This is a genomic window from Paraburkholderia sp. 40, assembly GCF_050434105.1.
GTDB classification, from domain to species: Bacteria; Pseudomonadota; Gammaproteobacteria; order Burkholderiales; family Burkholderiaceae; genus Paraburkholderia; species Paraburkholderia tuberum.
Genome location: NZ_JBNPVY010000004.1, coordinates 3,349,462 through 3,373,679, shown reverse-complemented (window position 1 = coordinate 3,373,679; position 24,218 = coordinate 3,349,462). Strand labels below are relative to the sequence as shown.

Sequence of the window (24,218 nt, the reverse complement as noted above, 5' to 3'; positions counted from 1 at the left end):
GAATGCGTGACGCGACATCTGAACCGGCAGGCCTTGTTGGGTGAAAACATGGCAATCAATTACGAAAACCGTTACGCCGGCGTGTATGAACCGGGGCAGTTGCATCTGTCTGACTACGTGCGCACGATCGTGCGCGGTTGGCGCACGATCCTCACCGTGACGCTGATCGCGCTCGCGCTCGGTTGCGCGTACGCGTTCCTCACGCCGCCGGTCTATCGTTCGGACGTGCTGTTTCACGTCCAGGACAGGACGGCGAACGCGGTGAACGTCAATGCGAACGGCCGGGACGCGGCGGCGCCGCTTCCCGGCGCGTACGATTCGAAGCCGTCGACCGCGGCGCAGATCGAGCTTTTGAAGTCGCGTCTCGTCACCGAGGAGGCGGTCCGCGCGCTGCACCTCGACATCACGGCGAAGCCGCGTTATCTGCCTGTGATCGGCAGCAAGATCGCCGGACTCGTGAACGGGCACTGGTGGTTCCGGCTGCCGTCGTTCGTCAACCTGCGCGGGTTCGCGTGGGGCAACGAGAGCATCGCGGTGTCGCGCTTCGACACGTCGAAGGACTTGTATGGCGAGACCTTCACGCTGGTCGCGGGCGCCGGCGACACCTTCATGCTGCGCGATCCTCACGGCAGCGCGATCCTGTCGGGGCGCGTCGGCGAGACCGTGCAAACCGATACCGCGGTCGGCCCGGTCACGCTGCACGTCGACACACTGGTCGGCGCGCCCGGCTCGCGTTTCGAGCTGACGCGCGCGTCGACGCTCGGCACGGTGGAGCGTCTGGCGAAGACGATGGTCGTGCAGGAAACGGCGGAGGACTCCGGCGTGATCCGCGTGAGTCTCGAAGGCGCCGATCCGGCGCTGACCGCGGCGATCGTCAACAACGTGGCGCGCCAGTTCGTGCGGCAGGATCTCGCGAGCCGTTCGACCGAATCCGACCACACGCTCGCGTATCTCGAACAGCAACTGCCCGACGCGCGCAAGGCGCTCGACGACGCGGAAGAGCGCTACGGCAAGTTCCGCAATACACATGGCACCGTCGATCTCGGTGAAGAAAGCAAGCTGCTGCTGCAGCAGATCGTCGACAACAAGACGAAGCTGCTCGATCTGCAGCAGCAGCGCGCGGAGCTGTTGCAGCGTTTTACGCCGAATCATCCGATGGTCGCCGCGCTCGATGCGCAGATCGCCGCGTTGCAGGGCGCGCAGAGCACAATGAACCACAGCGTCTCGACGATGCCCGACACCGAGCAGACCGCGCTGCGTCTGCAGCGCGACGTGCACGTGAACACCGATCTGTACACGAACCTGCTCAACAGCGTGCAGCGACTGCGGGTCGCGCAGGCGGGGCAGGTGGGCGGCGTGCGCGTGGTGGACTTCGCCGAAACGCCCGACGATCCGGTGTGGCCGAAGCGCATGCTGGTGATCCTGATCTCGCTCGGCGGCGGCCTCGCGCTCGGCTTGCTGCTGGTCTTCTTGCGGCGCGCGATGCGCGGCGGCGTGGAGCGCCCGGACGAACTCGAGGGGATGCTCGGCGTGCCGGTATTCGCGGTGGTGCCGCGCAGCCAGACGCAATTGCGCCTGCAGGAAAAGGTGTCGCTGCGCCAGCGCGGGCAGCATGTGCTCGCGCAGCAGGCGCCCGAAGATATCGCGGTGGAAGGCGTGCGCAACCTGCGCACCTCGTTGCAGTTGTCGCTCGATCATGCGGCCAACAACGTCGTGATGATCACCGGCTCGCGGCCCGATGCGGGCAAGTCGTTCCTGTCGGTGAATCTGGCGACGCTGGTCGCGTCGGCGAACAAGCGCGTGCTGATCATCGACGGCGACATGCGACGCGGCGACGTGCATTCGCATTTCGGCGTCAGCCATCGGCCGGGACTGTCCGACGTGCTGTGCGGCGGCGATCTCGACGCGATGATCCAGCGCGACGTGCTGCCCAACCTCGACGTGCTCGCGAAAGGCACGCTGCCGTCGCACCCGGCCGAGCTGCTGATGAGCAAACGCTTCGAAGCGATGCTCGAGGTGCTGAAGCCGCAATACGACGTCGTGATCATCGACACCCCGCCGGTGCTCGCCGTGACCGACTCGACGCTGATCGGCAAATACGCGGCGACGACGCTGCTCGTCGTGCGGCATGGGCGTCAACCGCTGCACGAGATCATCGAAACCACCAAACGGCTGCGTAACGGTGGCGTCGGCCTGCGCGGCGTGCTGCTCACCGACGTGCCGCAGGAAGCGGCGTTCCTCGGCTCAGGGTATCAGGGCGGCTATTACGGCTACGACAGCATCGCCGGCTGACACTGCTGCCCGCGCGCGCGTCTTTCGGGGCGCCGCGCGGGCGGGCGTGATCGACGGCGTGCCCGTGCCGCCGTCCCGCGAGATACCTCGCAATCCTTAGTGATGACGCAGCAGATCGCGCAATGCGCGCGACTCTTCCGCCGTCGGCTGCGTGGTCTGCCACGCCGACTCGTGCGACGCGAGCGCGACGAGACGCTGCGCGGCCTTGCTGCTCGAATCGATCCGCAATGCTTCATTGGCGTTGTGCGACGCGCACTCCCAATGTCCCACGTTGCTGCAGCCGCTCGCGAGGCTCAGCAACGCGTCGCGTTGCTGCTCTAGCGTGCTCATCTGGGCGCGCATGCTGCGCGCGTCGCGATTGTCGGGCTGCGCGGTGATTACGGCGGCGAGGCGTGCTCTGGTCGCCGCCACATTGCCTTGTTGCAGATAGCCGTGCGCGGCTTTCAGATTGCGCTCGGCGTCGGCGCGCTGTTTGTCGGCTTGCGTGAGCGGGGCGGCCATCGTGTCGGTGTTGGTGTTGGTGCTGGTCGACGCGACCGCCGTGCCACGCGGCGTGGGCGCGGAGATGGCCGCGCTCGATGTCTTCGTTGACGCTACGGCGCGCGCGGTCGTGACGACGGGCGGTGCCGGTCGCGCTGCGGTCGGCGTGGTCGCTACGACGGGCGGTGTCGGTCGCGCTGCGGTCGGCGTGGTCGCTACGACGCGCGTTGACGGTCGCGCTGGAACGGGCGCGGTCGCCACGACGGGTGGAGCCGATCGCGCAACGGCAGACGCGGTCGCAAGGACGGGCGGTGACGATGGCGCAACGGTTGGTGCGGTCGCCACGATGGGCGGGCTCGATCGCGGTACGGCAGGCGCGCTCGCAAGGACGGGCGGTGACGACGGCGCAACGGTCGGCGTGGTCGCCACGATGGGCGTTGACGATGGCGCAACGGCGGGCACGGTCACAACGACCTGCGTTGACGATGGCGCGACGGTCGGCGCGCTCGCCACGACAGGCGGTGACGATCGCGCTACGGTGGACGCGGTCGCAACGACGGGCGGTGCCGGTGGCGCGACGGGGGCCGCGTGCACGTTCGCCGGTTGCTGCCGCGCGACGACAACGGGACGCGGCGATTGCGCGACGATCGACGCCGGCTTCGGCGCCGCGGCAACCGACGGCGCCGCGTTCTGCGCAATGTTCTGTGCAGGGGCTTGGCTAGGGTTGTCCGGGCGCACCGTGCCGAAGACCGTGACCGGCGTGTCGACGCTCGCATCGTCGTCGTTGAGTAGAACGAAGCCGACGTACACGACGCCGAGCGTCGCGAGCACGGCTGCGGCAAGCGCGAGCGGATGCCGCCGTCGACGCCCGCCCGGCTCGAACGTCGCTTCGTCGATCAGATCGTAGGGGCTCATCTTCGTTTGCGCGGAGCGTCGCGACGAACGGTCCGCGGGCAAGCTCGCGGCCGCTGGCAGCGGTTCGAGTTGCGTGCGCGATGCGCTCAGCGCCCGGGATCGCGCGGAGCGCTCGCCGGGCTTGTCGTCCGTATCGAACGAATCGATCGGCAGTGCATGGCATGCGGGACACGGCGAAAAGCGGCCCGACAGCGGCACGCCGCAGTATGCGCAGTGATGGAAAAATGGCTGGTCGGAGGTCGTGTCGCGCGGCATGGCCGTGTCGCTCCACTGGCGCCGAAGGGCGGCGCCATCAAAAAGAATGTATGCAACGACGCCCGCCAGCGGCGTCGGCCGGACTACTGGACGACGTAACCGCGCGCTTGCATGCACGCGCCGAAGGCGGCCCAATAGCGGGTCATCGGCGGCTCGGGCGCGGGCAGCGGCGGCAGCTTCACGTTCGACGCCGCGTTGGCCTGCAGCGAAGCGGCCGCCCCATCCGACGCGCCGGGTGCCGCGTTCGCGCTCTCGCCCGGTGCCGCCGCCGATGCGTTCGGCGGTGCATTCGCCGCCGCGGTGGCTGGCGCGCCTGGCACGCTGGCGCCGGCCGCGGCTTCGTTCACCGGTTTCGCCGACGATGCGCCGCCAGGCGCTTGCGCGCCAGCCAACGGCGCGCTCGCGGCTTCGGGCGCGCTCGCGCTCCACGGCAGCGGCGTGGCTGAGAAGGAACTAGGCGGAAGCGGCGGCCTCGACGGTACGCCGGTCGACGCACCTTTGGCCGCGGGCGGCTGACGCGGCGGAATCTGCGACTCGTGGGCCATGTTGACCCCGGTCACGCGGTTCGCCTCGGCGTAGCACATCGCGTTGTCGATGCTGCGCTCGTAAGGGCTCTGACTTCGGATCGGATAGGTGACAGGCCGCCACGCGAACGCGGCAGTGCTCGTCACCAACAGCGTCAGTACGGTATATGTTCTAAATGCCATCGCAGTCACTCCCGCAGCGATGTCTCGCCTTTTTGTGTTTGATTTCGTGTCGTGCTTTCGTTCTGTGCTCGTTGCGCGTCGTGTTGTCGAGCTCGTTCTCATGCCTGGCGCTCGTGCTTCTGTCGCGGCCTGCCGATAGGCCGTGGCGTTGCGGTGCTTGCGCCACGGCTCCCCGGAACGGGCACGTCGCGAATGCCGCGTTAACGAGCGTAGCACTGCGGTTTGGCCACGCGATGCATCGGATAGCGCGCGAAAACGCCATCGTGCAGTGCAATCAGGACACAATCGGCGAGGCGGCGTTGAAGATCGGGACAATCCCTGGTCGCCACGAAGGATCGTCAGGAGTCGAAGATGAAGAACCTATCGTATCGCTATTGGCCGCTTTGCGCAGCGCTCTGTCTGTCGGTGCTGTCGCTCGCCGCGCCGCTCGCGAGCGGCGCGAGCGACGCCAACATGAGCGCGGAGACGGCGGGCGAGCGCGCAAGCTTCGCGCAGGCGTTTTGCGACGTGTCGCCCGAGCGGATCGGTGCCTATAAGGAGCGGCTCCGAAAGGTCCTGACCGGTGCGACCGATTTCGATCAGCACTGGGATACGGGCTGGCATCGCGCGGAGAGCACCAATAGCCAAATGAATGCGCTGCACGAGCGCGATCCGAAGGAATTCGCGGCTCGCATCAAGTTCAATTGCGAACGGCTCAAGTGGATGGCGGGTAATGCGTTGCACCGGCCTGCGCAGAAGTGAAGTGAAACGAGCGCGCTGTCGGGCGACCGAAACTGGCGGATCGTGGCCTCATGCAGAAGGCTTCGCCGGTCTGAATCTGCCGCGGCTGTAGTCGACCACACGCGAACCGACTGGAACCGGAAGCTTTTTGCATACCCGACAGTTTCGGCCAAAAATACACAATATTATGACTTTCGCTTAATGTTCTGCTAACCGTCGAATAGTCTGTAGATGTAACGCTCAACGACTTTCCGAGCATGTAACTAATTCGCGAATATCGTTTGGGTCCGTACTGCGGTACATTTGCGGCGGTAATGAGGCCTGCTATGTGACTATTAGCTAACGTAATGCCGGACCGACCTTCTGCTCGGCAAGCTTCCAGGTCAAACGCTGTTTGACCTTTTGCCGTTATCGTTTCGAAGTGGGGAGCGATTATGTTGAACCTGAAGACGTTCGGACACTTCCTTTGGCTCGTCCGCAAAACGTGGATAACACGCGGGCCGCGTTTGTACTACTCGCAGTTTGGAGAGGACGCGGTGTTGCGCGAGATAATCAGTCCCCGGTGCAATAAGGGTGTTTATGTCGACGTTGGTGCATACCACCCTGTCAAGTTCTCGAACACACATGCGCTTTACAAGCGTGGTTGGCGCGGCATCAACATAGACATGGATCCAGTGAAAATTGAAGCGTTTTCTCTTGCGCGGTCTGAGGATGTCAATGTATGTGCGGCCGTCTCGAACGACATACAGCTCAAGGAAATCTATAATTTTTCAAATTATGGGTTGACTTCGACCATAGATCCCATAGTGGCTGCGGCCGAAGTCCAGAAACCAATCTCCGTCCGGACCGTTGAAACCACCACATTGAACGACGTTCTCGGGCACACCCCGTACGCCGGTCAGGAAATCGATCTGCTTTCCATCGACGTGGAAGGTCACGATTACGAAGTCTTGCGATCGATTGATATCAGCAGGTATAAACCAAAGATCATTATTGTGGAGTCTACGCTGACTTCGATAAGGGAAGTAATAGATTCCGCCATATTTCGCTATCTGGAGGAGCGCAATTACCGACTGGTCAGTTGGACATATTTGTCGCTGATCTTCAGAGTGGAAAGATCTCAAATCTTTCGCACTCAGTTATAGCGTTACGGTTCTGCAAGTATCGTCCTTGCAGCTGCTATCAATTTCACAATCCCACTATGGCCGCTGCAACGGTCCAGATATACCTGGACCGACTGGTGCCTCAGCCGTGAAGCACATTCATGAGCCCCCTCGACTTGCCTGAAGGCTGACTATCGTAACGGCCCGCGCTTATGGGATTTCCCTGGGTTTGACGTTTCGAGTGGGCGCTCCGCTCCCAAGTCGCTGCCTCGTCATGGCTCGCCTGTTCTTTCACGTAGGGCCGAATCTCAACGCAACACGTCGGTGAATTATTGTTTTCTTAGAGAAAATGCCCAACGGCAGACGTTCCGCACGGGGCGGGTTCAAGCCCGAGCGGATCACGTTTCAGGGTCAGTTGTCGAGATTCACTCAACTTTGAACGCCTGCCCACGGTAAGACGCGGCTTTGTCGGAAGAAGCGCTTAGGTGTCGTAGTGTTACACGAGCAATCAAGCATCGTCGTTCCCGCGCCGGTGCCAAAGTGACATTTTTTGACACACCTTTCCAACAGATTTGAGGTCGCGATTTCTGTACATTCCCTTCTCGGCGCGCGATACACGTCGTGCCCTTGTTAAGGAAGATGCTCATGAAAACTCGAACGTTTGCCATGCTGGTGGGTGCGGCTGTGCTCACATCCATGACTGCTTCGGCATTCGCCGGCGTGGTCGTCGGTGTCGCCGTGCCGGCTCCCGTCGCGGTCGTTCCTGCGGCACCTGTCTATGCGCCGTCGACCGTGGTCGTGCAAAACGGTTATGCAGCAGCCGTGCCAGCGGCAGTCGCACCGGTTGTGACGGTTGCGCCAGCGCCCCCACCTCCAATGGCGGTCGTCGTCATGCCACGTCGTCCTGTGATGTATGTAGTTAGGATGCCGCGTCGCGTCTGGATGCCTGGTCACTGGGTAGGTGGGGTCTGGGTGGCCGGTCACTGGTCGTGAAATGTCGGCGCCGAACCCGTCTCGTGCGACCCATCACTCCTGTCCATCAAAGCAGCAAAGCCATGTCGCACATCGCTTCGGCGCCAGGGCTGCTCGCCGCGGTCTGCGGCTTGCCGACTTCGTGCTGCGGGGCATCCTGGGTGCACTTGCGGTTGGAGGGTGTGTGAGCCTGAACGGACGTGCACCCAAACGATTGTCCCCCGCAGCGATAATCCACCATCGTTTAATAGCTTGGCATCGCAGTGCACAGTGCCGTATGCGGCACTAATGAACCTGGCGGCGCTCGCACGACGCTATGGCAATTCGTCCGCCATCTTTTTGGACGCGCTGTACGGCACGACCGCGCAAGTGGATGAGTGCCTTTCCCGGGCAAGGATGCAGAGGACCCGCTGCGATCCCGGGACTGGTCAATCGAATGCAAAAGGCATCTGACTGTTTTATGTATACCTGCGTAGCAGGTCATCGAGAGAGCGAGATGAATGGAAGCGGTATGTCGGTATGGCGGGGTTCCCTTTTCGCGCGCAACGTATTGCTGTTGATTGTACTGATGCTGACAAGTCAGATCCTGGTCTTTGCCGTCTATCTGAACTTTATCCAGAAGCCAAGAGTTGACGATGGGGCAGCGCTCGTGGCATCGCAGATCCGGATCCTGGACCGGCTGTTGTCAGTCCTGCCGGACGACGAGCGAAACCGGCAACTGCTTGAAATGAATCGAGCGCCCCAGGGTGAACTGCCGCCGCCACAGGCTCACGACGGGTTGCCTCCCGACTACATGGCGCACCGCTTCTTCGGTCGACTGGCATCGGAACTTGCCCCGGACGAACAGCTTCGCTGGGAGCGCGACGGGCACCGGATCTGGGTGCGTCTACATGTGCAGGACATGCACTACTGGGTGGGGTTGCGTGGAACCTCGGCCATGAGCAGTACGCTGCCTTGGGCGCTGATCGGCCTGTTGTTAAGTGCGGCTACCCTTCCTGCTCTTGGGGCCTATCTGATCCACAGGCCAGTCGAACAGGCGCTGCGCCGGCTGGCGCGCGCTGCCAGCACCATCGAGCGTGGCGTTTGGCCCGAAGCGGTTCCCGTGAGCGGCCCGCGCGAGCTGGCAACAGTAGCGGAGGCGTTCAACCGGATGGCGTCGACGCTCGAAGATCTCGAAGCGACGCGCGCCGAAATGCTTGCGGGCATATCGCACGATATCCGCACGCCGCTGACCAAGCTGCGCATGGCCATCTTCGCACCGGAGTCATTCGAGGCACCGGCCGCCAGTGCGGAACGCTTTGTCGAGGAGATCGACACGATCGTCCAGCAGTTTATCGATTTCGCCCGTGGGTGGGATAGCGAACCGGCGACGCACGGCGATCTGAACGCGCTGATCGAACAACTCGCCGCCGACTATGCAGGTCTCGGTCGCACGTTCGAATTGTCGCTCGCGGAATTGCCACCTATTGCGTTCCGACCGGTCGGCATGCAGCGTCTGTTGATGAACCTGATGCAGAACGCGGTCGTGCACGGTCAGGTCGGGCTCGCAGTCCGGACTACCATGGACGCGCGAAGTGTCACGATTGCGGTTGAGGATCGGGGACCGGGCCTGCCTCAAGAGCTTCTGTCGTTGATAAAGCAACCATTCAGGCGCGGCTCTGAGGCGGATCGAAAGGGCGGAAGCGGCCTCGGTCTCGCGATAGCGGAGCACGTCGCACAGCAGCATGGCGGCACGCTCGATCTCTTCCAGAATTCGCCGTCCGGACTCAAGGCCGTGGTGCACATTCCCATTCCTTAACGGGCGCTTGTCGGCGCGATGACTGCGCCGTCCTCGTGGTGTCGCACGGACTACGACTTAATGTGATGCTCGAGCCCCGCCCAAAGGTCCGGCAGGGCAGCGTGAGTATTTGATGAGATGGCCATTTTTTTCAGGTTGTGTGATGAAAGACCTTACAAAGTACCTTGTAGTACTAAGTACATTTATGGCCGCCGTCGTGGCTATTGGGTGGTTCCACCAGGCTCACGGTCACCGTCAGACGGCTGTCGCACCAGATCCGATCCCCGTGAGCGCGGTTGCGGCTTCGGTTACCGATGTTCCTGTCTACATCGATTCGCTCGGCACCGTGACACCGACACGTACCGTCACGGTCATCACGCAGGTCAACGGGATACTGCGTTCCGTCGACTTCAGCGAGGGGCAGACGGTCAGGAAAGGACAGGTGATTGCACGCATCGATTCGCGGGCGCTCGAAGCGCAGTTGCTGCAGGCACAGGGTACGCTGCGCCATGACCAGGCTGTACTCGCAAACGCGAAACTGGACCTGCAACGTTATCAGCAGCTGATCAAAGCGGGCTCGATTACGCAGCAGACGCTCGATACGCAAGTTGCTGCCGTCCAGGAGGACGAAGGCACCGTGCTGGCGGACACGGGCAACGTGAACAATCTGCAGGTTCAGGTCGGCTATTGCACCATCACGTCTCCCGTGGACGGCGTGGTGGGTCTGCGCCAGGTCGACCCCGGCAACTACGTGAGCAGCACCAGCACGACCGGTATCGCGGTCATCACGCAGCTGCAGCCGGCGACCGTGATCTACTCGGTGCCGGAAGACTACCTGGGACGGATCCGGCGAGCGATGTCGCACGGGGAGGTTCAGGTGCTGGCCTATGACCGCGACGGGAGATCGTTGCTCGCGAAGGGCTCGCTGCTTGCGGTCGACAACCTCGTCAATACGAGCGCCGGCACGATCAACGTCAAAGCAGTCTTCCCCGATTCCGGCAACGCGCTGTTCCCGAACGAATTCGTCAATGTCAGGATGCAGGTCGACGCTCTGCAGCGGATTCCGGTTGTGCCGACTACGGCAATCCAGCATGGCGCGAACGGCGATTTCGTTTTCGTGATCGGCGGCGCAGGCGCAGTGGTGTTGCGCAACGTGAAGACCGGGCCGGTAAAAGGCGACGACACGGCGATTCTCGATGGCGGTGTGAAGGCAGGAGAGCGGGTTGCGACCGACGGTGCCGACAGGCTTGATACCGGCTCGCTCGTGAAAGTCGTGGCGCACTGACCGGAAGCCGACGATGAACGCCTCACGAATCTTTATCGAGCGACCGATTGCGACTGCGCTGTTGATGATCGCGTTGTTTCTGGCCGGGGTGCTGGGATACATCCTGCTGCCTGTTTCGGCACTACCGGAAATCGACTATCCGACGATCCAGGTCTACACGCAGTATCCCGGCGCAAGCCCGGATGTGGTCAGTTCGTCGATCACCTCGCCGCTCGAAAGACAGCTCGGCCAGATGTCGGGGCTGAAGGCGATGAACTCGACGAGTTCGGGCGGCACGTCGGTGATCACGTTGCGGTTCGATCTGTCGTTTTCGCTCGACGTCGCCGAGCAGGAAGTGCAGGCCGCGATCAACGCGTCCTCGAGCTTTCTGCCGGCTAATCTTCCGTATCCGCCTGTCTACAGCAAGGTCAACCCTGCCGACGCCCCGGTGCTCACGCTGTCGCTGACATCCGACGTACTGCCGCTGACGAAGATCGAGGATCTGGCCGATACCCGGCTTGCCCAGAAGATCTCGCAGATTTCAGGCGTGGGCCTCGTCACAATCAGCGGCGGCCAGCGGCCGGCCGTGCGGGTGCAGGCCGATACCGGCGCGCTGAACGCACTCGGCATGTCGATCGACGACGTGCGCACCGCGCTCGGCAATGCCAATGTTGACCAGGCGAAGGGCAGTCTCGACGGAAAATACCAGTCGTATTCCATCGGCGCGAACGACCAGCTGCAATCGGCGGCGGACTATCGCGACCTGATCATCGCGTACCGGCAAGGCGCACCGGTTCGGCTGGCGCAGATCGCCAGATCGATCGACGGCGCCGAGAATTTGCAACAGGCGGCGTGGACCAACAGCACGCCGTCTATCGTGCTGAATATTCAGCGGCAGCCAGGCGCCAACGTGATCGATGTGGTCGAGAGCCTGCAGAAGATTTTGCCGCAACTGCGGGCGAGCTTGCCCGCATCGGTGAAGGTCGCGGTGCTGACGGATCGAACGAAGACGATCCGCGCCTCGGTTGCCGACGTCGAAACGGAGCTGGCAATTGCCGTGGCGCTCGTCGTGATGGTGATCTTCGTATTCCTGCGCAATGTGCCCGCTACCGTGATTCCCGCAGTCACCGTGCCGCTTTCGCTGGCCGGCGCACTCGCGGTCGCGTACGGGCTCGGATTTTCGCTGAATAACTTGACGTTGATGTCGCTGACCGTCGCGACAGGCTTTGTCGTTGACGACGCGATCGTAATGATCGAGAACGTTACGCGCTACATCGAGGCTGGGGACACCCCCATGGCCGCTGCGATCAAGGGGGCAAAGGAAATTGGCTTCACAATTGTCTCGTTGTCAGTGTCCCTGATTGCGGTGATGATCCCGTTGCTGTTCATGGGCGACGTGGTTGGACGCCTGTTCCGTGAGTTCGCGCTGACGCTGTCCGTGGCGATCGTCCTGTCGGCGTTCGTGTCGCTGACGCTTACGCCGATGATGTGCTCGCGCATGTTAAAAGCGCAGCCGCACTCGCATCGGGTCGATTTCTTCGACCGGCTCAACAGCAGGTACATACGCAGTCTCGACTGGGTGTTATCGCATCGGCACCTGACGATCGCATCGGTGGTGTTGACGGCCACGCTGACGTTCGTCGTGCTGATGCTGATGCCAAAGGGCTTCTTTCCCGAGCAGGACACAGGTCTGATCGAAGGTGTCGTGCAGGCCGCACCGACGATTTCGTTCCAGCGCATGATCGGCCAAGAGCAGCAGGTCGTCGACCGGATCGCACGCGATCCGGCAGTCGCAAGTCTCTCGTCGTTTGTCGGCATCGACCAGACGAGGCCGACGATCAATCAGGGCACGCTGTTGATCAATCTGAAGGACAAGGGCGAGCGAGCGCGCATCGACGAGGTGATCCGCCACCTGACCGATGACACCGCAGGCCTCGCGGGCGTGAGGCTGTTTCTGCGTCCGGTGCAGGATCTGACGCTCGACGACACCGTCTCGACGACGAGCTACCGGCTCGGCGTGCAGTCGACCGATCCGGCGCTGCTCACGCACTGGACGGGCGTGCTGGTAGGCGCGTTGCGCGGCGACCCGGCGTTCGCCGACGTGCAGAGCGAGGCGATGCAGTCAGGCAATCAGGTGCAACTCACGTTCGACCGCGATACCGCGTCGCGCCTTGGCATCACGCCGCAGGCGATCGACGACGTGCTGTACGACGCGTTTGGTCAGCGCCAGGTGTCGACGATCTACACGCAGCTGAACCAGTATCACGTGGTGCTGGTCGCGAGAAACAACGCCGACGACCTTGCGCATCTGCTTTCAGGACTCTATGTCGATACGTCGTCGGGCAGCCTCGCGCCGCTCGCGTCGATGGCGACGATGAAGGTGATGCCCGCGCCGTTGAGGATCGATCGTAAGGGCCAGTTCCCGTATGCGGACGTGTCGTTCAATCTCGCTTCCGGGTACAGCCTCGGCACTGCGATCGCCCGTATTGACCGGGTCAAGGAACAGATAGCGTTGCCGCAGTCCGTGCAGGTGTCGATGGAAGGATCGGCCGCGACCTTTCAGTCGTCGCTGGCGAGTGAAGGGTACCTGGTCGCCGCTGCCGTGATCGTGGTCTATCTGATGCTCGGCATCCTGTATGAGAGCTTCATTCATCCGGTCACGATCCTGTCCACGCTCCCTTCGGCGGCGCTTGGCGCACTGCTGGCGCTACTGATGACCGGAACACAGTTCGACATCATGGGCCTGATCGGTATCGTGCTGCTGATCGGCATCGTGATGAAAAACGCGATCATGATGATCGACTTCGCGCTGGACGGGCAGCGCAACCGCGGCCTGTCCGCACACGATGCGATCCGGCGTGCGGCTGAACAGCGCTTCCGTCCCATCCTGATGACGACGATGGCGTCGCTGTTCGGCGCACTGCCGCTCGCGTTCGGCTCCGGCATGGGCTCCGAGTTGAGGCATCCACTTGGCATCGCGATTATCGGCGGCCTGTGCGTCAGCCAGTTGCTGACCTTGTTTTCGACGCCGGTGATCTATCTGGCGATGCATCGTCTGGAAAGACGCTTTGCCGCGGACGAGCCGATCGTAACGGAGTATGTGCAATGAACCTGTCTGGCCCATTCGTCAGGCGGCCCATCGCGACGACGTTGCTGGCGGTCGCCCTTGCGTTGTTCGGTATCCTGGCATTCAGGCTACTGCCGGTTGCGCCGCTGCCCGAAATCGACTTTCCTACGATCCTGGTGCAGGGGCAACTGCCCGGCGCCGATCCGAGGACGGTGGCCACCTCGGTCACAACGCCGCTCGAGCGGCAGTTCGGCCATATTGCGGGCCTGGCCCAGATGACGTCGGTCAGCTCGCGCGGGCAAACGCAGATCACGTTGCAGTTCGACCTGAGCAGGAATATCGACGGCGCGGCACGCGACGTGCGGGCCGCGATCAACGCGGCGAAAGCCAACCTGTCGCCCAATATGGACGGCAGCCCGACGTATCGCAAGGACAATCCCGCGGATTCGCCCATCCTCGTGATCAGTCTGACCTCCGACACGGCCACGCCAGCCCAGCTTTACGACGCGGCGTCGACGGTGCTGCAACAGAAGCTGATGCAGACAACCGGCGTGGGCAACGTGGTGGTGGGGGGCGCCGCGCTGCCGGCGGTGCGGGTTGAACTGAATCCAGATCGGGTCAGCCACTACGGCATCAGTCTGGAGCAGATCCGCAGCACGATCGGGAATGCGAATGTCGATTTGCCCAAGGGATCGATGTCGGCGAGCGGGCAGAACTATTCGATCGGCGCGAACGACATGCTGTATTCGCCCGGCGACTACGGACGGCTGATCGTCAGGCAGAACAACGGCAACATCGTGCGTGTGTCGGACCTCGGCTATGTACGTCAGGATGTCGAGCAGCTTGAGAACTACGGCCTGTCGAACGGCAAGCCGGCCGTGTTGCTGGTCCTCTATAAGGAACCGGGCGCGAACGTGATCGACGCCGTCGACAACGTGAAGGCCGAACTGCCGGCGCTCGAAGCGGCGATCCCGTCGACCATCAAGCTGGCGATTTCGGTGGACCGCACGAAGACGATTCGCGGCTCGCTGCTCGACGTCGAAATCACCCTGCTGGTATCGATCGTGCTCGTGACGGCCGTCACGTTCGCGTTCTTCCGCAGCTGGCGCGCGACGCTCATTCCGGCGATCGTCGTACCGCTGTCGCTGCTGGGTACATTCGGGGTCATGTATTTCCTTGGCTACAGCTTGAACAACCTCTCGCTGATGGCCTTGACCATTTCGACCGGTTTCGTGGTCGACGATGCAATCGTCGTCGTCGAAAACATCATGCGGCATCTGGCGCGCGGCAAGAACCCCATCGAGGCAGCACTCGCAGGAGCGCAGGAAGTGGGCTTCACGGTGTTTTCGATCAGCGTTTCGCTGATCGCGGTATTCGTCCCGCTGCTGTTCATGGGTGGCCTGATGGGCCGGCTGCTGCGTGAATTCTCGGTGTCGCTTTCCGTTGCGATCGTGATGTCGATGCTGATTTCGCTCACGGTCACGCCGATGCTGACGAGCATTTTCTTGCGCGGAGGACAGCAAGCCGGGAACGGCGACAACCATCACGAGAGCGGATTTTCTCGCCTGTACGGCACGTCGTTGCGCTGGGTCATCCGGCATCCGCTATCGATGGGTGGCGTGACGGTGCTGGTGTTCGTGCTGAACCTCTGGCTGTTCACCGTGGTTCCGAAAGGCTTCTTCCCGGAGGAAGATACGGGGCTGCTGCTTGGCACGCTGCAGGCGTCGCAAAGCATCTCCTGGCATGAGATGCAGCATCAGTTCCAGATGGTCAACAAGGCGGTGCAAGAGAATCCGAACGTCGCGTTCGTGGGCGGCTTCGTGGGTGGAGCGAACGCGCTCAACAACGCACTGCTGTTCGTCACGCTCAAGCCCCTGGGTGAGCGTCGCGCGACGGCCGATCAGGTGATCGCTCAGGTGCGCCGACGGCTTGCCGATATGCCGGGGACACAGCTCTATCTGCAGTCGTTGCAGGACCTCGCGGCCGGTGGCCGACAGAGCGCCGCGCAGTACCAGTACACCCTTACCGCGGACGACCAGGCGACACTCGATCAATGGGTGCCGAAGTTAGTCGAGCAGATGCACAAAATGCCGGCGCTTGCCGACATCAACACCGACCAGCAGGACAAGAGCATGCAGGTCGGCATCGACGTCGACCGCGACTCCGCCGCGCGAATGGGCGTGAGCTTCAAAGATATCGACGAGGCGCTTTATGACGCGTTCGGCGAACGGCAGGTCTCGGCCATCTACGGGAGCGCGAATCAGTATCACGTCGTGATGGAGGTGGCGCCCGAGTACTGGACAAGTCCTTCGGTACTGAAGGACATCCATGTTCCGGCGAGCCCGGCGCTCGCCACGAGCGGCGCGTCAACGACCGCCGCCGGCGGGGCAACCGGCGCAAGCGCCGCCACGCCGTCGGCCGCGGCCCAGGCGAACGGTTCAGCGCTGGTCTCGCTCGCCGCGATGGCCCGGTTCTCGACCGACCCCAGCGCCATTTCGATCAATCACCAGGCTACGTTCCCCGCCATTACCGTATCGTTCAACCTGCGCCCCGGTGCATCGATCGGACCCGTGACACAGCAGATCAGTCAGGCCGTCGCTGCGCTCAGAATGCCGGCGAGTATCTCCGGCGCGTTCGCCGGCACGGCAGCAGCGTTTCGTGAGTCGATGGCGAGCGAGCCGCTGCTGATCCTCGCCGCGCTGTTGTCAGTGTACGTCGTGCTCGGCATGCTGTACGAGAACCTGGTTCATCCTTTGACGATTCTCTCGACGCTGCCTTCCGCGGGCGTCGGCGCTTTGATCGCGCTGCTGCTCACTCACACGGAGCTGTCGATCATCGCGTTGATCGGCGTGCTGATGCTGATCGGCATCGTGAAGAAGAACGCGATCATGATGATCGACTTCGCGATTGCCGAAGGGCGTCAGCATGCACTGCCGCCGGAGGAGGCGATCGTGCGCGCGGGCCTGATCCGCTTCCGTCCGATCATGATGACGACGGTCGCCGCAATTTTCGGCGCGCTGCCGCTCGTGCTGGGCTCGGGCTATGGGTCCGAATTCCGCAAGCCGCTTGGCATCTCGATCATCGGCGGTCTGGTGTTCAGCCAGGTCATCACGCTCTATACCACCCCTGTCATCTATCTCTGGCTCGATCGGGCGTCGCAGTGGTTGCGGCGCCGAAGGAAACACGCATGAAATCGCCCATCGGATTCCTGTCGGCCGTATCGGTCGGCATGCGCTGCTGCGCCTGTGCGCTCGGCGCCACGCTTTGGCTTTCGGGCTGCGCAGTTGGCCCGGACTATCACCAGCCGGCCGTAGCGATTCCAACGCAGTTCAAGGAAGCGGGCACACAGTGGCGACTTGCGGCGCCCAACCCGCAGGCATCGCTCTCAACACGGTGGTGGGACGCGTACGACGATCCCGAGCTGTCCCGGCTCGTCGACGCAGCGCTGCAGTCGAATCAGTCGATTGCAGGCGCGGCGGCCGCCTATCGGCTCGCGCAGGCCACCGTCGCTGCAGACCGGGCGAGCCTGTTTCCGACGCTCGGTGTCGACGCGTCGGCCTCGCACAACTCGGGCACGACGACGGAATACGCGAAGGCCTACGCGAGTTGGGAAGTCGATCTGTGGGGCGCCGTGCGCCGGCAGATCGAGTCCGGCAAGGCGAACGCGCAGAGCGCGGATGCGACGCTTGCCGGCGAGCGCTTGTCGATTGCCGCGACGCTGGCGACCGACTATTTCGACATCCGCCAGCTTGATATCGACATCGACCTGTTGCGGCAGCAGGAGGCGGTCAACGGGCGGATTCTCGCGATCACGCGCGCAGCGCTGGCACAGGGGACTGCGTCGCAAGTCGATCTGCTGTATGCGCAGGACACGCAGGAGGCGGTTGTCGCGAACCTGCAAATTTCACAGACCTCGCGCGAGCAGGACGAGCACGCAATCGCGGCGCTCACGGGTGTGCCGCCGGCTTCGTTGTCGATTGCACCGCGCCTCGACTATGTGTTTCGCGAGCCCGAGGTGCCATCCGTGCTGCCGTCTGCGTTGCTGGAAAGACGGCCTGACGTGGTCAGCGCGGAACGCACCGCTGCTGCTGCGAACGCGCTCATCGGGGTAGAGAAGGCCGCATTCTTTCCGGACCTCGATCTATCGGCACAGGGTCTCGTGCAGCACAACACCTTCGCGACGCTGTTCTCATTGCCGACCCGGATGTGGTCGCTCGGTCCCTCACTTGCCGCCACGCTGTTTGACGGTGGTGCCCGCGTGGCCGCCGTGCACAAGGCGCAGGCGACCTATGACGAAGACGTCGCATCTTATCGCGAAGCCGTGCTCACGGCGTTCCAGAACGTGGAGGACAGCCTGTCGTCGCTGAACCATCTGCGCCAGCAGGAGCACGCGTTTGCCGACATTTACCAGCGCAACCGGCAGTTGCTGGAGAGCGTCGCCGCGCAACTGACGGCCGGAACCGCGAGCGAGCAGTCCGATTTGACGCAGCAAGTGACGCTACTGACGGCCAGACAGAACCTGAACGACACGCAGGGGGCACTGGCGAAAAGCGGCGTTGGGCTGGTGAAGAACCTCGGCGGCGGCTGGATGTCGTCGAAGAGCCAGGCCCCGATCCCATGATGGCGGGCGCGCCGTTGTAACGTCGTCTGCCGATCTGCGCAGTCCAGAGTCCGGTAGCGCCCACGACCGTTTTTCAAAGTCCGCATCTCGAACTGCGTGCAAGGCCCTGTTACGTCCACTGGTGCGGTATCGCTTCGTCGCGACGTGACTTGACATGGCATGCAACACATTTCTAACAACATGTAGCGCACAGGTTCTCTACATTGGCGGCTGTGTCATGCGGGGTTCGCCAGTGGGGCGAATCCATCACATGGAGAGTGTGCAGTGAAATTTCAAATCGTTCTCGTGTCTGCTGCCAGTGCGGCAATTTCTATGGCTGTCGGCAAGGCGCCTGCTGGGTCCCTGGCGATTGATATCAGCGTGGGCGTTGCGGTTCGCCCGACAACCATCGATGGATGGGCTTGAACATGCTTGACTATCGCTTTGTCACCGCAGTTTTCAAGCGAGGCCGCGCACGACGGTGGCTGGGCGCGCTCGCTGTCATCGCCAGCGCGTGCCTGCATAAGTCACCGGCGTTGGCGCAGTCGTCGCCGGACAACAACGTGGGCATCGACGTGACCGCATTGCCCCACTATGAAGGCGGCAAGTCCTATCGTGTGCTGCCGTTGCCCATACTGTCGCTGTCGAAGGGGGCAATCTTCGTGCAGGGGCTCACGGGCGGCGTCGCCTACCCGTTGGGGCCGAGTGTTGCCGTGGGCCCGCTGATCGGCGTTCAGCTGGGCCGCAACCAGGACGATGCGGCGGTGCTCAACGGCATCGGAGATATCGCAACGTCCTTCGACTTCGGTGCGTTCGCGCGCTGGCATTATGGTCCAGCGAGCGCGAGTCTCCGCTTCCTTCAGTCCGCGCATGCCGGCTATGGCAATCGTGTCACGCTGAACGCGTCGTATGCGCTGGTCCAGAAGCCCGTTGACCGGGTGAAGGTGTCCGCCGACACCGTGTGGTCCAACGGACCTTCGCAGCAGACGCGGTTCGGAATCGACAGCGAGCAGGCTGCGTCCAGCACGGCCGGCCTCTCGCCGTATCACCCCTCAGCTGGCTTTTCGCGAGTCGACCTCAAGGTCGACTGGGATCATCGGCTGAACCAGCAGTGGTCACTGCAAAGCGCCTTAGGCGTCGGTTCCTTGCTCGGCGATGCTGCGAACAGTCCGATCGTTGAACGACGCGCGGCTGTATTTGGATCGGTGGGCGCTGCTTACCACTTCTGAGCACTTACTTCGCGCTGCATCATCGTGAGAGGATTATCAATGAACCAGAATCTGACATCGACTCGTACCGCGCTACTGCTTGTCAGCCTCGCTGTTGGGTTGGGCATGGCGGGGTGTGCGGTTACACCGCCGAGTGCTCCTACCGTCATGGCGGTCCCAGCGAACGGCAAGACCCTCAATCAGTTCCAGCAGGACGACTATAGCTGCCGCACGTACGCGACTCAGGTCGTGAATCCGGCGGCGGCCTCGCATCAGGCGGCAACCTCCGGACTTGCTGCTACCGCGGTCGGCACGGCTGGAGGCGCCGCCGCCGGGGCTCTGATCGGCGCCGGGGCGGGCAACGCTGGTGCCGGCGCCGCAATCGGCGCGGGTGCCGGACTGCTGCTCGGCAGCATGATGGGCTCTGCGCAGCACAATCAGACCGAAGCGTCGTCGCAGCAGCAATACGATAACGCGTACGCACAATGCATCACGGCGAAGGGCGATACGATCGAAACACCTCGTCCGGCAGCGATCATCGTGCCCGTACGCCCCGTGCCGCCCCGCGCCGTAATCTATGGTGCGCCCCCACCGTACTACTACGCGCCGTACTGATTTCGCTCATATGGTCGTGCCATGGCCTGACCTGGAATTCTGCCGGCTGGAAATCTTGGGTCGAGCTTTGTCCCCTTAGCTATTCCGTGCACGTCATTCATTTTCGTAAAGGAGTCTTTGATGAAACGTTTATTCATTATTCTGGCTGCAATGTTCGCTGTGTCGTCTGCGTTCGCGCAGAGCAGCATGCAGCAGATGTTGGAAGCGCGCTTTACTGCCGCGAACGCAACTCATGACGGTAAGCTCACGAAAGAACAGGCGGAGGCAGGTATGCCGCGCGTCGCAGCCCATTTCGATGAGATCGATACGACGCATCAAGGGTACGTGACGCTTGAGCAGATCGAACAGTTCGCCGCGCAGCATCAGCAGTAAGCGCTTGTAAGGCAAGCTTCAATACCCTCGGCTGGTTTAACCGTGTATTGAATATGTCCCATCGGGTCGCCTCATCACGTCGAACGATGGGGCTGCTGCGCGCTTCGGCAACCCCCGACGCTATCAACCCGCCATGCGCAAGCCGATAGCTAGAAGTTCTGCGCGCCTGGCGCACCGAAATCAATCCCCGCGTGCTCGTCGCGCCCGGCGCTCCGGTCGAGGGCGGACCTGGATAGGGAGACCACCACCGCGAATCTTGGCCCCCAAAAAAAAAGCGGACTACATGTCTGGGACACGAGCGGGGCGTCGCACCCCGCGGTAACGCCTGAGCGCATCCCTACTGCCAGTCGCTTATTCTCATTTGAAAGGAGTTGAAATAATGCTTAATGCGCGCGTTCTTTGTCGCTTTGCGCTTGCTGCCGGTTTTTGCATGAGTGCCGTGGTGCTTGGCGGCTGTGTAGTCGTTCCGGTAGGTCGTCCAATAGTGGCCCGGCCATTGGTTGTAGTTCCTCGACCGCCACTGATCGTCGCTCCCGCGTACTATTGACCTGAGTCTATGCGTGTCCGCCTCGCGGGCGGGATGCATAGCGGCCACTTTGCATCTATCCGAAGCTCGCCGCACGGACGATGCGCAACTGCATCCAGTTCACGGATAGCGGCCAAGACAACAGCCGCTCAAAAATCGCTTATATCTGGGTGAGGCAGTTGGCCGACCCTCGACGGATGTTCAATTACCACGTGCAGTGGCGTTCGCGGTGTTCGCCACTTGGCCGCTGCGACCGAATAGCAATTTTGTAACTGGTCGCGCTCGAAACGATCAGCGCATATTCCGTGAAAGGCGCAACAGCAGCATGAGGCCAACCAGAGACCTCAGTTATGCGAATGGTGCGCCGCTGTACCGGCAGCATGCTCTTCGAGGTCAGGCACGAAGACGTATCCGCAGCCGCGAACGGTCTGGATGAATCGGGGTGTCGACGGGTCAGTTTCCACGATGCGGCGCAGACGCCAGACCTGAACGTCGATGCCGCGATCGGCGGTCTCGGAGTCCGGGCCGTGAAGTGACTTGAGCAGACGCCGGCGGGTGAGTGTGCACATGGGAGAATTAACGAAAATCTGCAGCAGCGCAAACTCGCTGGCAGATAAGGTAAGAGACGTCTCTCCCGTATTCAGAGTGCGCGACTGAAAGTCCAGCGTGAACGCGCCGAATGTGTAAGGTTGCCGTCGTTGGGGAATGCCGGCATCGGGTACGGCGCGCTGGCGCCGCAGCACTGACTGAATCCGTGCTACCAGCTCGCGCGGGTTAAACGGTTTGCGGAGATAGTCATCGGCACCCAATTCAAGGCCAGCGATGCGGTCCTCTTCGTTGGCGCGGGCGGTGAGCATCAAGACTGGAATGTCGTCGCCTGATGCGCGCAACCTACGTAGTGCCGTCAAGCCGTCGACGCCCGGCATCATAAGATCGAGCACTATCAGGTCGGGGCGTTCGTGTTTGAGCCGGTGTTCGAGCGAACGCGCGTCATGTAGCACTGACACGTCGAAACCCCACCTTACCAGGTAGCGGCGAGTCGCATCGCACAATTCGGCGTCGTCGTCGATTAGAAGAATCTGAGCTGACATAGGAAGAAAATAACGCTCACAAACGAGTGATGACCGGGGCCGCGACTAACAGCAATGTGAGCCGCACCGCAGAAGTTGCAGCAGACGATCGATCAAAGAAATGTAGGCGAATTTCATAACGTCAGGTGTTAGCAAATGATGTCAGGAAATGTCATCGAGGGGCTCGTTCCGCTCCCCAGAGCGGTGCCGCGCCTATTTTTTTCTGTCCGCAAACGCACGGGTGCACGTGTTTCCTGGCTGACCACGATCGACAGATGTAATATGAGCAGCCAGGATGGCATGCCCGGTACGTACGAGTGGCGCCGGACGGTCGTCGACTTTTGCCAGTCGGTGCTGTGACAAGCACAATCCGATGACATCTTTTGACATACCTTTCCAACACATCCAGTGCGGAGATCCTTGTATATTCCGTTCGTCGAACCATACGGAACTTCTTGTGGCATGCAGATGCACGCGAAGGCGTTAGGCGTGAGCGAGTTGCAGGTCGGTTTTCTTGATAAAGAAGGTATTGGACATCGCTACGGAACTGCGTGCCGCACTGGCACTGTCGGAGGTGAAACGTATCGCCGCAGACATCAAGCGGATTGGTAAGCAGCGCAGGCGCAACCAGGCGGGCAAGCCGCCGGGCGCAGCTCGCTTCGACGCGATTGTCGCCGACCACCGAGGCACGTGACGGCTGCAGCAAAGCTAAGCGGTTCGGCGCGTAGCATCGGAAACAGGAACTAAAAGACAGGCTTTATTAGAGGTGTCTGCTTAATCATATGTCAGATGATCTGCCAACCGGTCGCATCGTCGTGCTTGACGATGATGTTGAAATCCGCAATATGCTGCAACGCTTTCTGACGGCACAAGGTTTCTCGGTGCGCGCGGTGAAGACAGGCATTGAGTTGGACGTCTTGATCGAGCGCTACCCGTTCGACCTGTTGATTCTCGATATCATGATGCCAGGCGAAGACGGCCTGTCCATCTGCCGTCGGTTGCGTGCTCGGAGAGAGACAATCCCCATCCTCATGCTAACAGCGCGTGGCGATCCCGTGGACAAGGTCGTAGGTTTGGAGATTGGCGCCGACGACTATCTCGCGAAACCGTTTCTGCCAAGCGAGCTGATAGCGCGGGTTCGGGCGATGTTACGTCGGCAGCAGTTTCAGGTGCGCCTGCAAAACGTGCGGGGCGAGATGCTGCTCGCAGGCGAGTCGCAATGCTTGCGGTTCGGCGCCTTCAGGCTGGACGTTCGGCGTAGAGAATTGATGTCGGACGAAGCAGGCGTCGTTGAACTCGGCCCAGCTGAAATGCGTCTCCTGTGTGCGCTTGCGGAGACGCCAAACCGTCCTGTGAGCCGCGCAAATCTGATCGAGCGCGCGCGCGGGTCGCAATATGAGGCGAGCGCCCGCAGCGTTGACGTGCAAGTTCTTCGCTTACGACAGGTGATTGAGACAGAGGCAACCTCGCCGCGACATATCCGCACAGTGTGGGGCCTCGGCTACATGCTCGTTGCAACCCCAAACTAAAGCGTTACCTGTTGGACGCTCGAGTGTGACATTCAAGCCGCTTCCTCTGCTTTCCTTATACACCGCGAGCAAGGCCTCGGTCACAGCGTTCATCGGGTCTCTTGCGCTGGAACTCCCGCAACTCAATATGAACTGAACCTGGGTCATTCGAGCCTGGCCATGTGATGGCGCGTTCGGGACATGCCGTCACGCATAAGCCACACGCCCGGCACGCATCGGCGTAAAGTTCATTCCATGCACGCGCAGCTTGAGTTTCTGCAGTGTCCCTAGCCGCTGATAGTCTGCTGTATCGATCCGGCGGACTTCGAAAACGGATTCAGGGCACACGACGGCACAATCGGCTTTACCCTCGCACCGTTTTAAATTGACCACGGGGGCAATGACACCTGGGGCTTTCTTGCAAGTGGATTTCGACGCGTCGCTCATGTGCAGTCTCCTGGGTGCTTGTCGCGAACGGAAAACATGCCTTTCTGAAATTTTTCACGCTCTTCAGGTGTCATCTGTTCCCACCAACGCCAATGCCGGCGTCCGCCCCAACCGCCATGACCTCGAAATCCACCAAACAGGATACGACTCAGGATCAACAGACCCATGGCGTGCGTGTAGTCAATCGGGCGGCCGCCAACGAACAGTGCCGGGATAACCCAATTCCACAATGCCATCACCATCCATCCCAGCACCGTAATGCCCAAAAGAACCAACAACGCTTTCCTGAAGAATTTAAATGCGAAACCCATTTGCTCTCA

At 61.8% G+C, this 24,218-nt stretch carries 20 protein-coding genes; 15 read left to right on the top strand and 5 right to left on the bottom strand.

Annotation, left to right across the window (positions count from 1 at the left end; all coding sequences use genetic code 11):
- The first annotated feature begins 48 nt into the window (after positions 1 to 48).
- Positions 49 to 2,292 (top strand): polysaccharide biosynthesis tyrosine autokinase, encoded by a 2,244-nt coding sequence (locus tag OKW28_RS37605; RefSeq protein WP_429452960.1) that lies wholly within the window; start codon positions 49 to 51, stop codon positions 2,290 to 2,292.
- A gap of 96 nt (positions 2,293 to 2,388) precedes the next feature.
- Here OKW28_RS37605 and OKW28_RS37600 read toward each other — a convergent pair whose 3' ends face one another.
- A complete protein-coding gene (locus tag OKW28_RS37600; protein WP_429452958.1) occupies positions 2,389 to 3,942 on the bottom strand; it encodes a hypothetical protein in 1,554 nt (517 codons plus the stop codon).
- Positions 3,943 to 4,025: 83 nt separating this feature from the next.
- Entirely contained in the window at positions 4,026 to 4,649 is a 624-nt protein-coding gene (locus OKW28_RS37595; protein ID WP_429452956.1) for a hypothetical protein, read from the bottom strand.
- A gap of 351 nt (positions 4,650 to 5,000) precedes the next feature.
- On the opposite strand from OKW28_RS37595, the gene OKW28_RS37590 reads away from it, so the two are divergent.
- The 12 genes from OKW28_RS37590 to OKW28_RS37535 all read left to right on the top strand — a co-directional run bounded on the left by OKW28_RS37590 (position 5,001) and on the right by OKW28_RS37535 (position 20,347).
- Positions 5,001 to 5,390: a hypothetical protein gene (locus OKW28_RS37590; protein ID WP_429452954.1), complete on the top strand. Its 390-nt coding sequence runs from the start codon at positions 5,001 to 5,003 to the stop codon at positions 5,388 to 5,390.
- 413 nt (positions 5,391 to 5,803) lie between these two features.
- Positions 5,804 to 6,514: an FkbM family methyltransferase gene (locus tag OKW28_RS37585; RefSeq protein ID WP_429452952.1), complete on the top strand. Its 711-nt coding sequence runs from the start codon at positions 5,804 to 5,806 to the stop codon at positions 6,512 to 6,514.
- A gap of 603 nt (positions 6,515 to 7,117) precedes the next feature.
- On the top strand, positions 7,118 to 7,465 hold the full coding sequence (locus OKW28_RS37580; protein ID WP_429452950.1) for a hypothetical protein: 348 nt from the start codon (positions 7,118 to 7,120) through the stop codon (positions 7,463 to 7,465).
- Between the two features lie 490 nt (positions 7,466 to 7,955).
- Complete coding sequence (locus OKW28_RS37575) at positions 7,956 to 9,242, top strand: ATP-binding protein (RefSeq protein WP_429452948.1); 1,287 nt, start codon at positions 7,956 to 7,958, stop codon at positions 9,240 to 9,242.
- Between the two features lie 265 nt (positions 9,243 to 9,507).
- On the top strand, positions 9,508 to 10,506 hold the full coding sequence (locus OKW28_RS37570) for an efflux RND transporter periplasmic adaptor subunit (protein WP_429452946.1): 999 nt from the start codon (positions 9,508 to 9,510) through the stop codon (positions 10,504 to 10,506).
- A 13-nt stretch (positions 10,507 to 10,519) separates the two neighbouring features.
- Entirely contained in the window at positions 10,520 to 13,594 is a 3,075-nt protein-coding gene (locus OKW28_RS37565; protein ID WP_429452944.1) for an efflux RND transporter permease subunit, read from the top strand.
- On the top strand, positions 13,591 to 16,743 hold the full coding sequence (locus OKW28_RS37560) for an efflux RND transporter permease subunit (RefSeq protein ID WP_429452942.1): 3,153 nt from the start codon (positions 13,591 to 13,593) through the stop codon (positions 16,741 to 16,743). Before OKW28_RS37565 ends, OKW28_RS37560 begins: the two co-directional genes overlap by 4 nt.
- Positions 16,740 to 18,173 carry an efflux transporter outer membrane subunit gene (locus tag OKW28_RS37555; RefSeq protein WP_429452940.1) on the top strand — a complete coding sequence of 478 codons (1,434 nt, stop codon included), beginning with the start codon at positions 16,740 to 16,742 and terminating at the stop codon, positions 18,171 to 18,173. Before OKW28_RS37560 ends, OKW28_RS37555 begins: the two co-directional genes overlap by 4 nt.
- 264 nt (positions 18,174 to 18,437) lie before the next feature.
- Entirely contained in the window at positions 18,438 to 18,578 is a 141-nt protein-coding gene (locus tag OKW28_RS37550) for a hypothetical protein (RefSeq protein WP_429292674.1), read from the top strand.
- A 2-nt stretch (positions 18,579 to 18,580) separates the two neighbouring features.
- The gene (locus OKW28_RS37545; RefSeq protein WP_429452938.1) at positions 18,581 to 19,381 is read left to right on the top strand and encodes a MipA/OmpV family protein; all 801 of its coding nucleotides are present in this window, start codon (positions 18,581 to 18,583) and stop codon (positions 19,379 to 19,381) included.
- Between the two features lie 39 nt (positions 19,382 to 19,420).
- On the top strand, positions 19,421 to 19,975 hold the full coding sequence (locus OKW28_RS37540; RefSeq protein WP_429452936.1) for a glycine zipper domain-containing protein: 555 nt from the start codon (positions 19,421 to 19,423) through the stop codon (positions 19,973 to 19,975).
- A gap of 120 nt (positions 19,976 to 20,095) precedes the next feature.
- Positions 20,096 to 20,347, top strand: coding sequence for an EF-hand domain-containing protein (locus OKW28_RS37535; protein ID WP_128595501.1), 252 nt, complete (start codon positions 20,096 to 20,098; stop codon positions 20,345 to 20,347).
- Positions 20,348 to 21,217: 870 nt separating this feature from the next.
- Here the strand turns inward: OKW28_RS37535 and OKW28_RS37530 are convergent.
- The gene (locus OKW28_RS37530) at positions 21,218 to 21,964 is read right to left on the bottom strand and encodes a response regulator (protein ID WP_429452934.1); all 747 of its coding nucleotides are present in this window, start codon (positions 21,962 to 21,964) and stop codon (positions 21,218 to 21,220) included.
- 493 nt (positions 21,965 to 22,457) lie between these two features.
- Between OKW28_RS37530 and OKW28_RS37525 the strand changes: the two genes are divergently transcribed.
- A complete protein-coding gene (locus OKW28_RS37525; RefSeq protein ID WP_429452932.1) occupies positions 22,458 to 22,637 on the top strand; it encodes a hypothetical protein in 180 nt (59 codons plus the stop codon).
- Between the two features lie 88 nt (positions 22,638 to 22,725).
- The gene (locus OKW28_RS37520; RefSeq protein WP_429452930.1) at positions 22,726 to 23,472 is read left to right on the top strand and encodes a response regulator; all 747 of its coding nucleotides are present in this window, start codon (positions 22,726 to 22,728) and stop codon (positions 23,470 to 23,472) included.
- A 55-nt stretch (positions 23,473 to 23,527) separates the two neighbouring features.
- On the opposite strand, the gene OKW28_RS37515 is transcribed toward OKW28_RS37520, so the two are convergent.
- Together OKW28_RS37515 and OKW28_RS37510 are read right to left on the bottom strand one after the other, a co-directional pair.
- Positions 23,528 to 23,788: a 4Fe-4S binding protein gene (locus OKW28_RS37515; protein WP_429454589.1), complete on the bottom strand. Its 261-nt coding sequence runs from the start codon at positions 23,786 to 23,788 to the stop codon at positions 23,528 to 23,530.
- A 106-nt stretch (positions 23,789 to 23,894) separates the two neighbouring features.
- Positions 23,895 to 24,209, bottom strand: coding sequence for a hypothetical protein (locus OKW28_RS37510; protein WP_429452928.1), 315 nt, complete (start codon positions 24,207 to 24,209; stop codon positions 23,895 to 23,897).
- Positions 24,210 to 24,218: the final 9 nt, after the last annotated feature.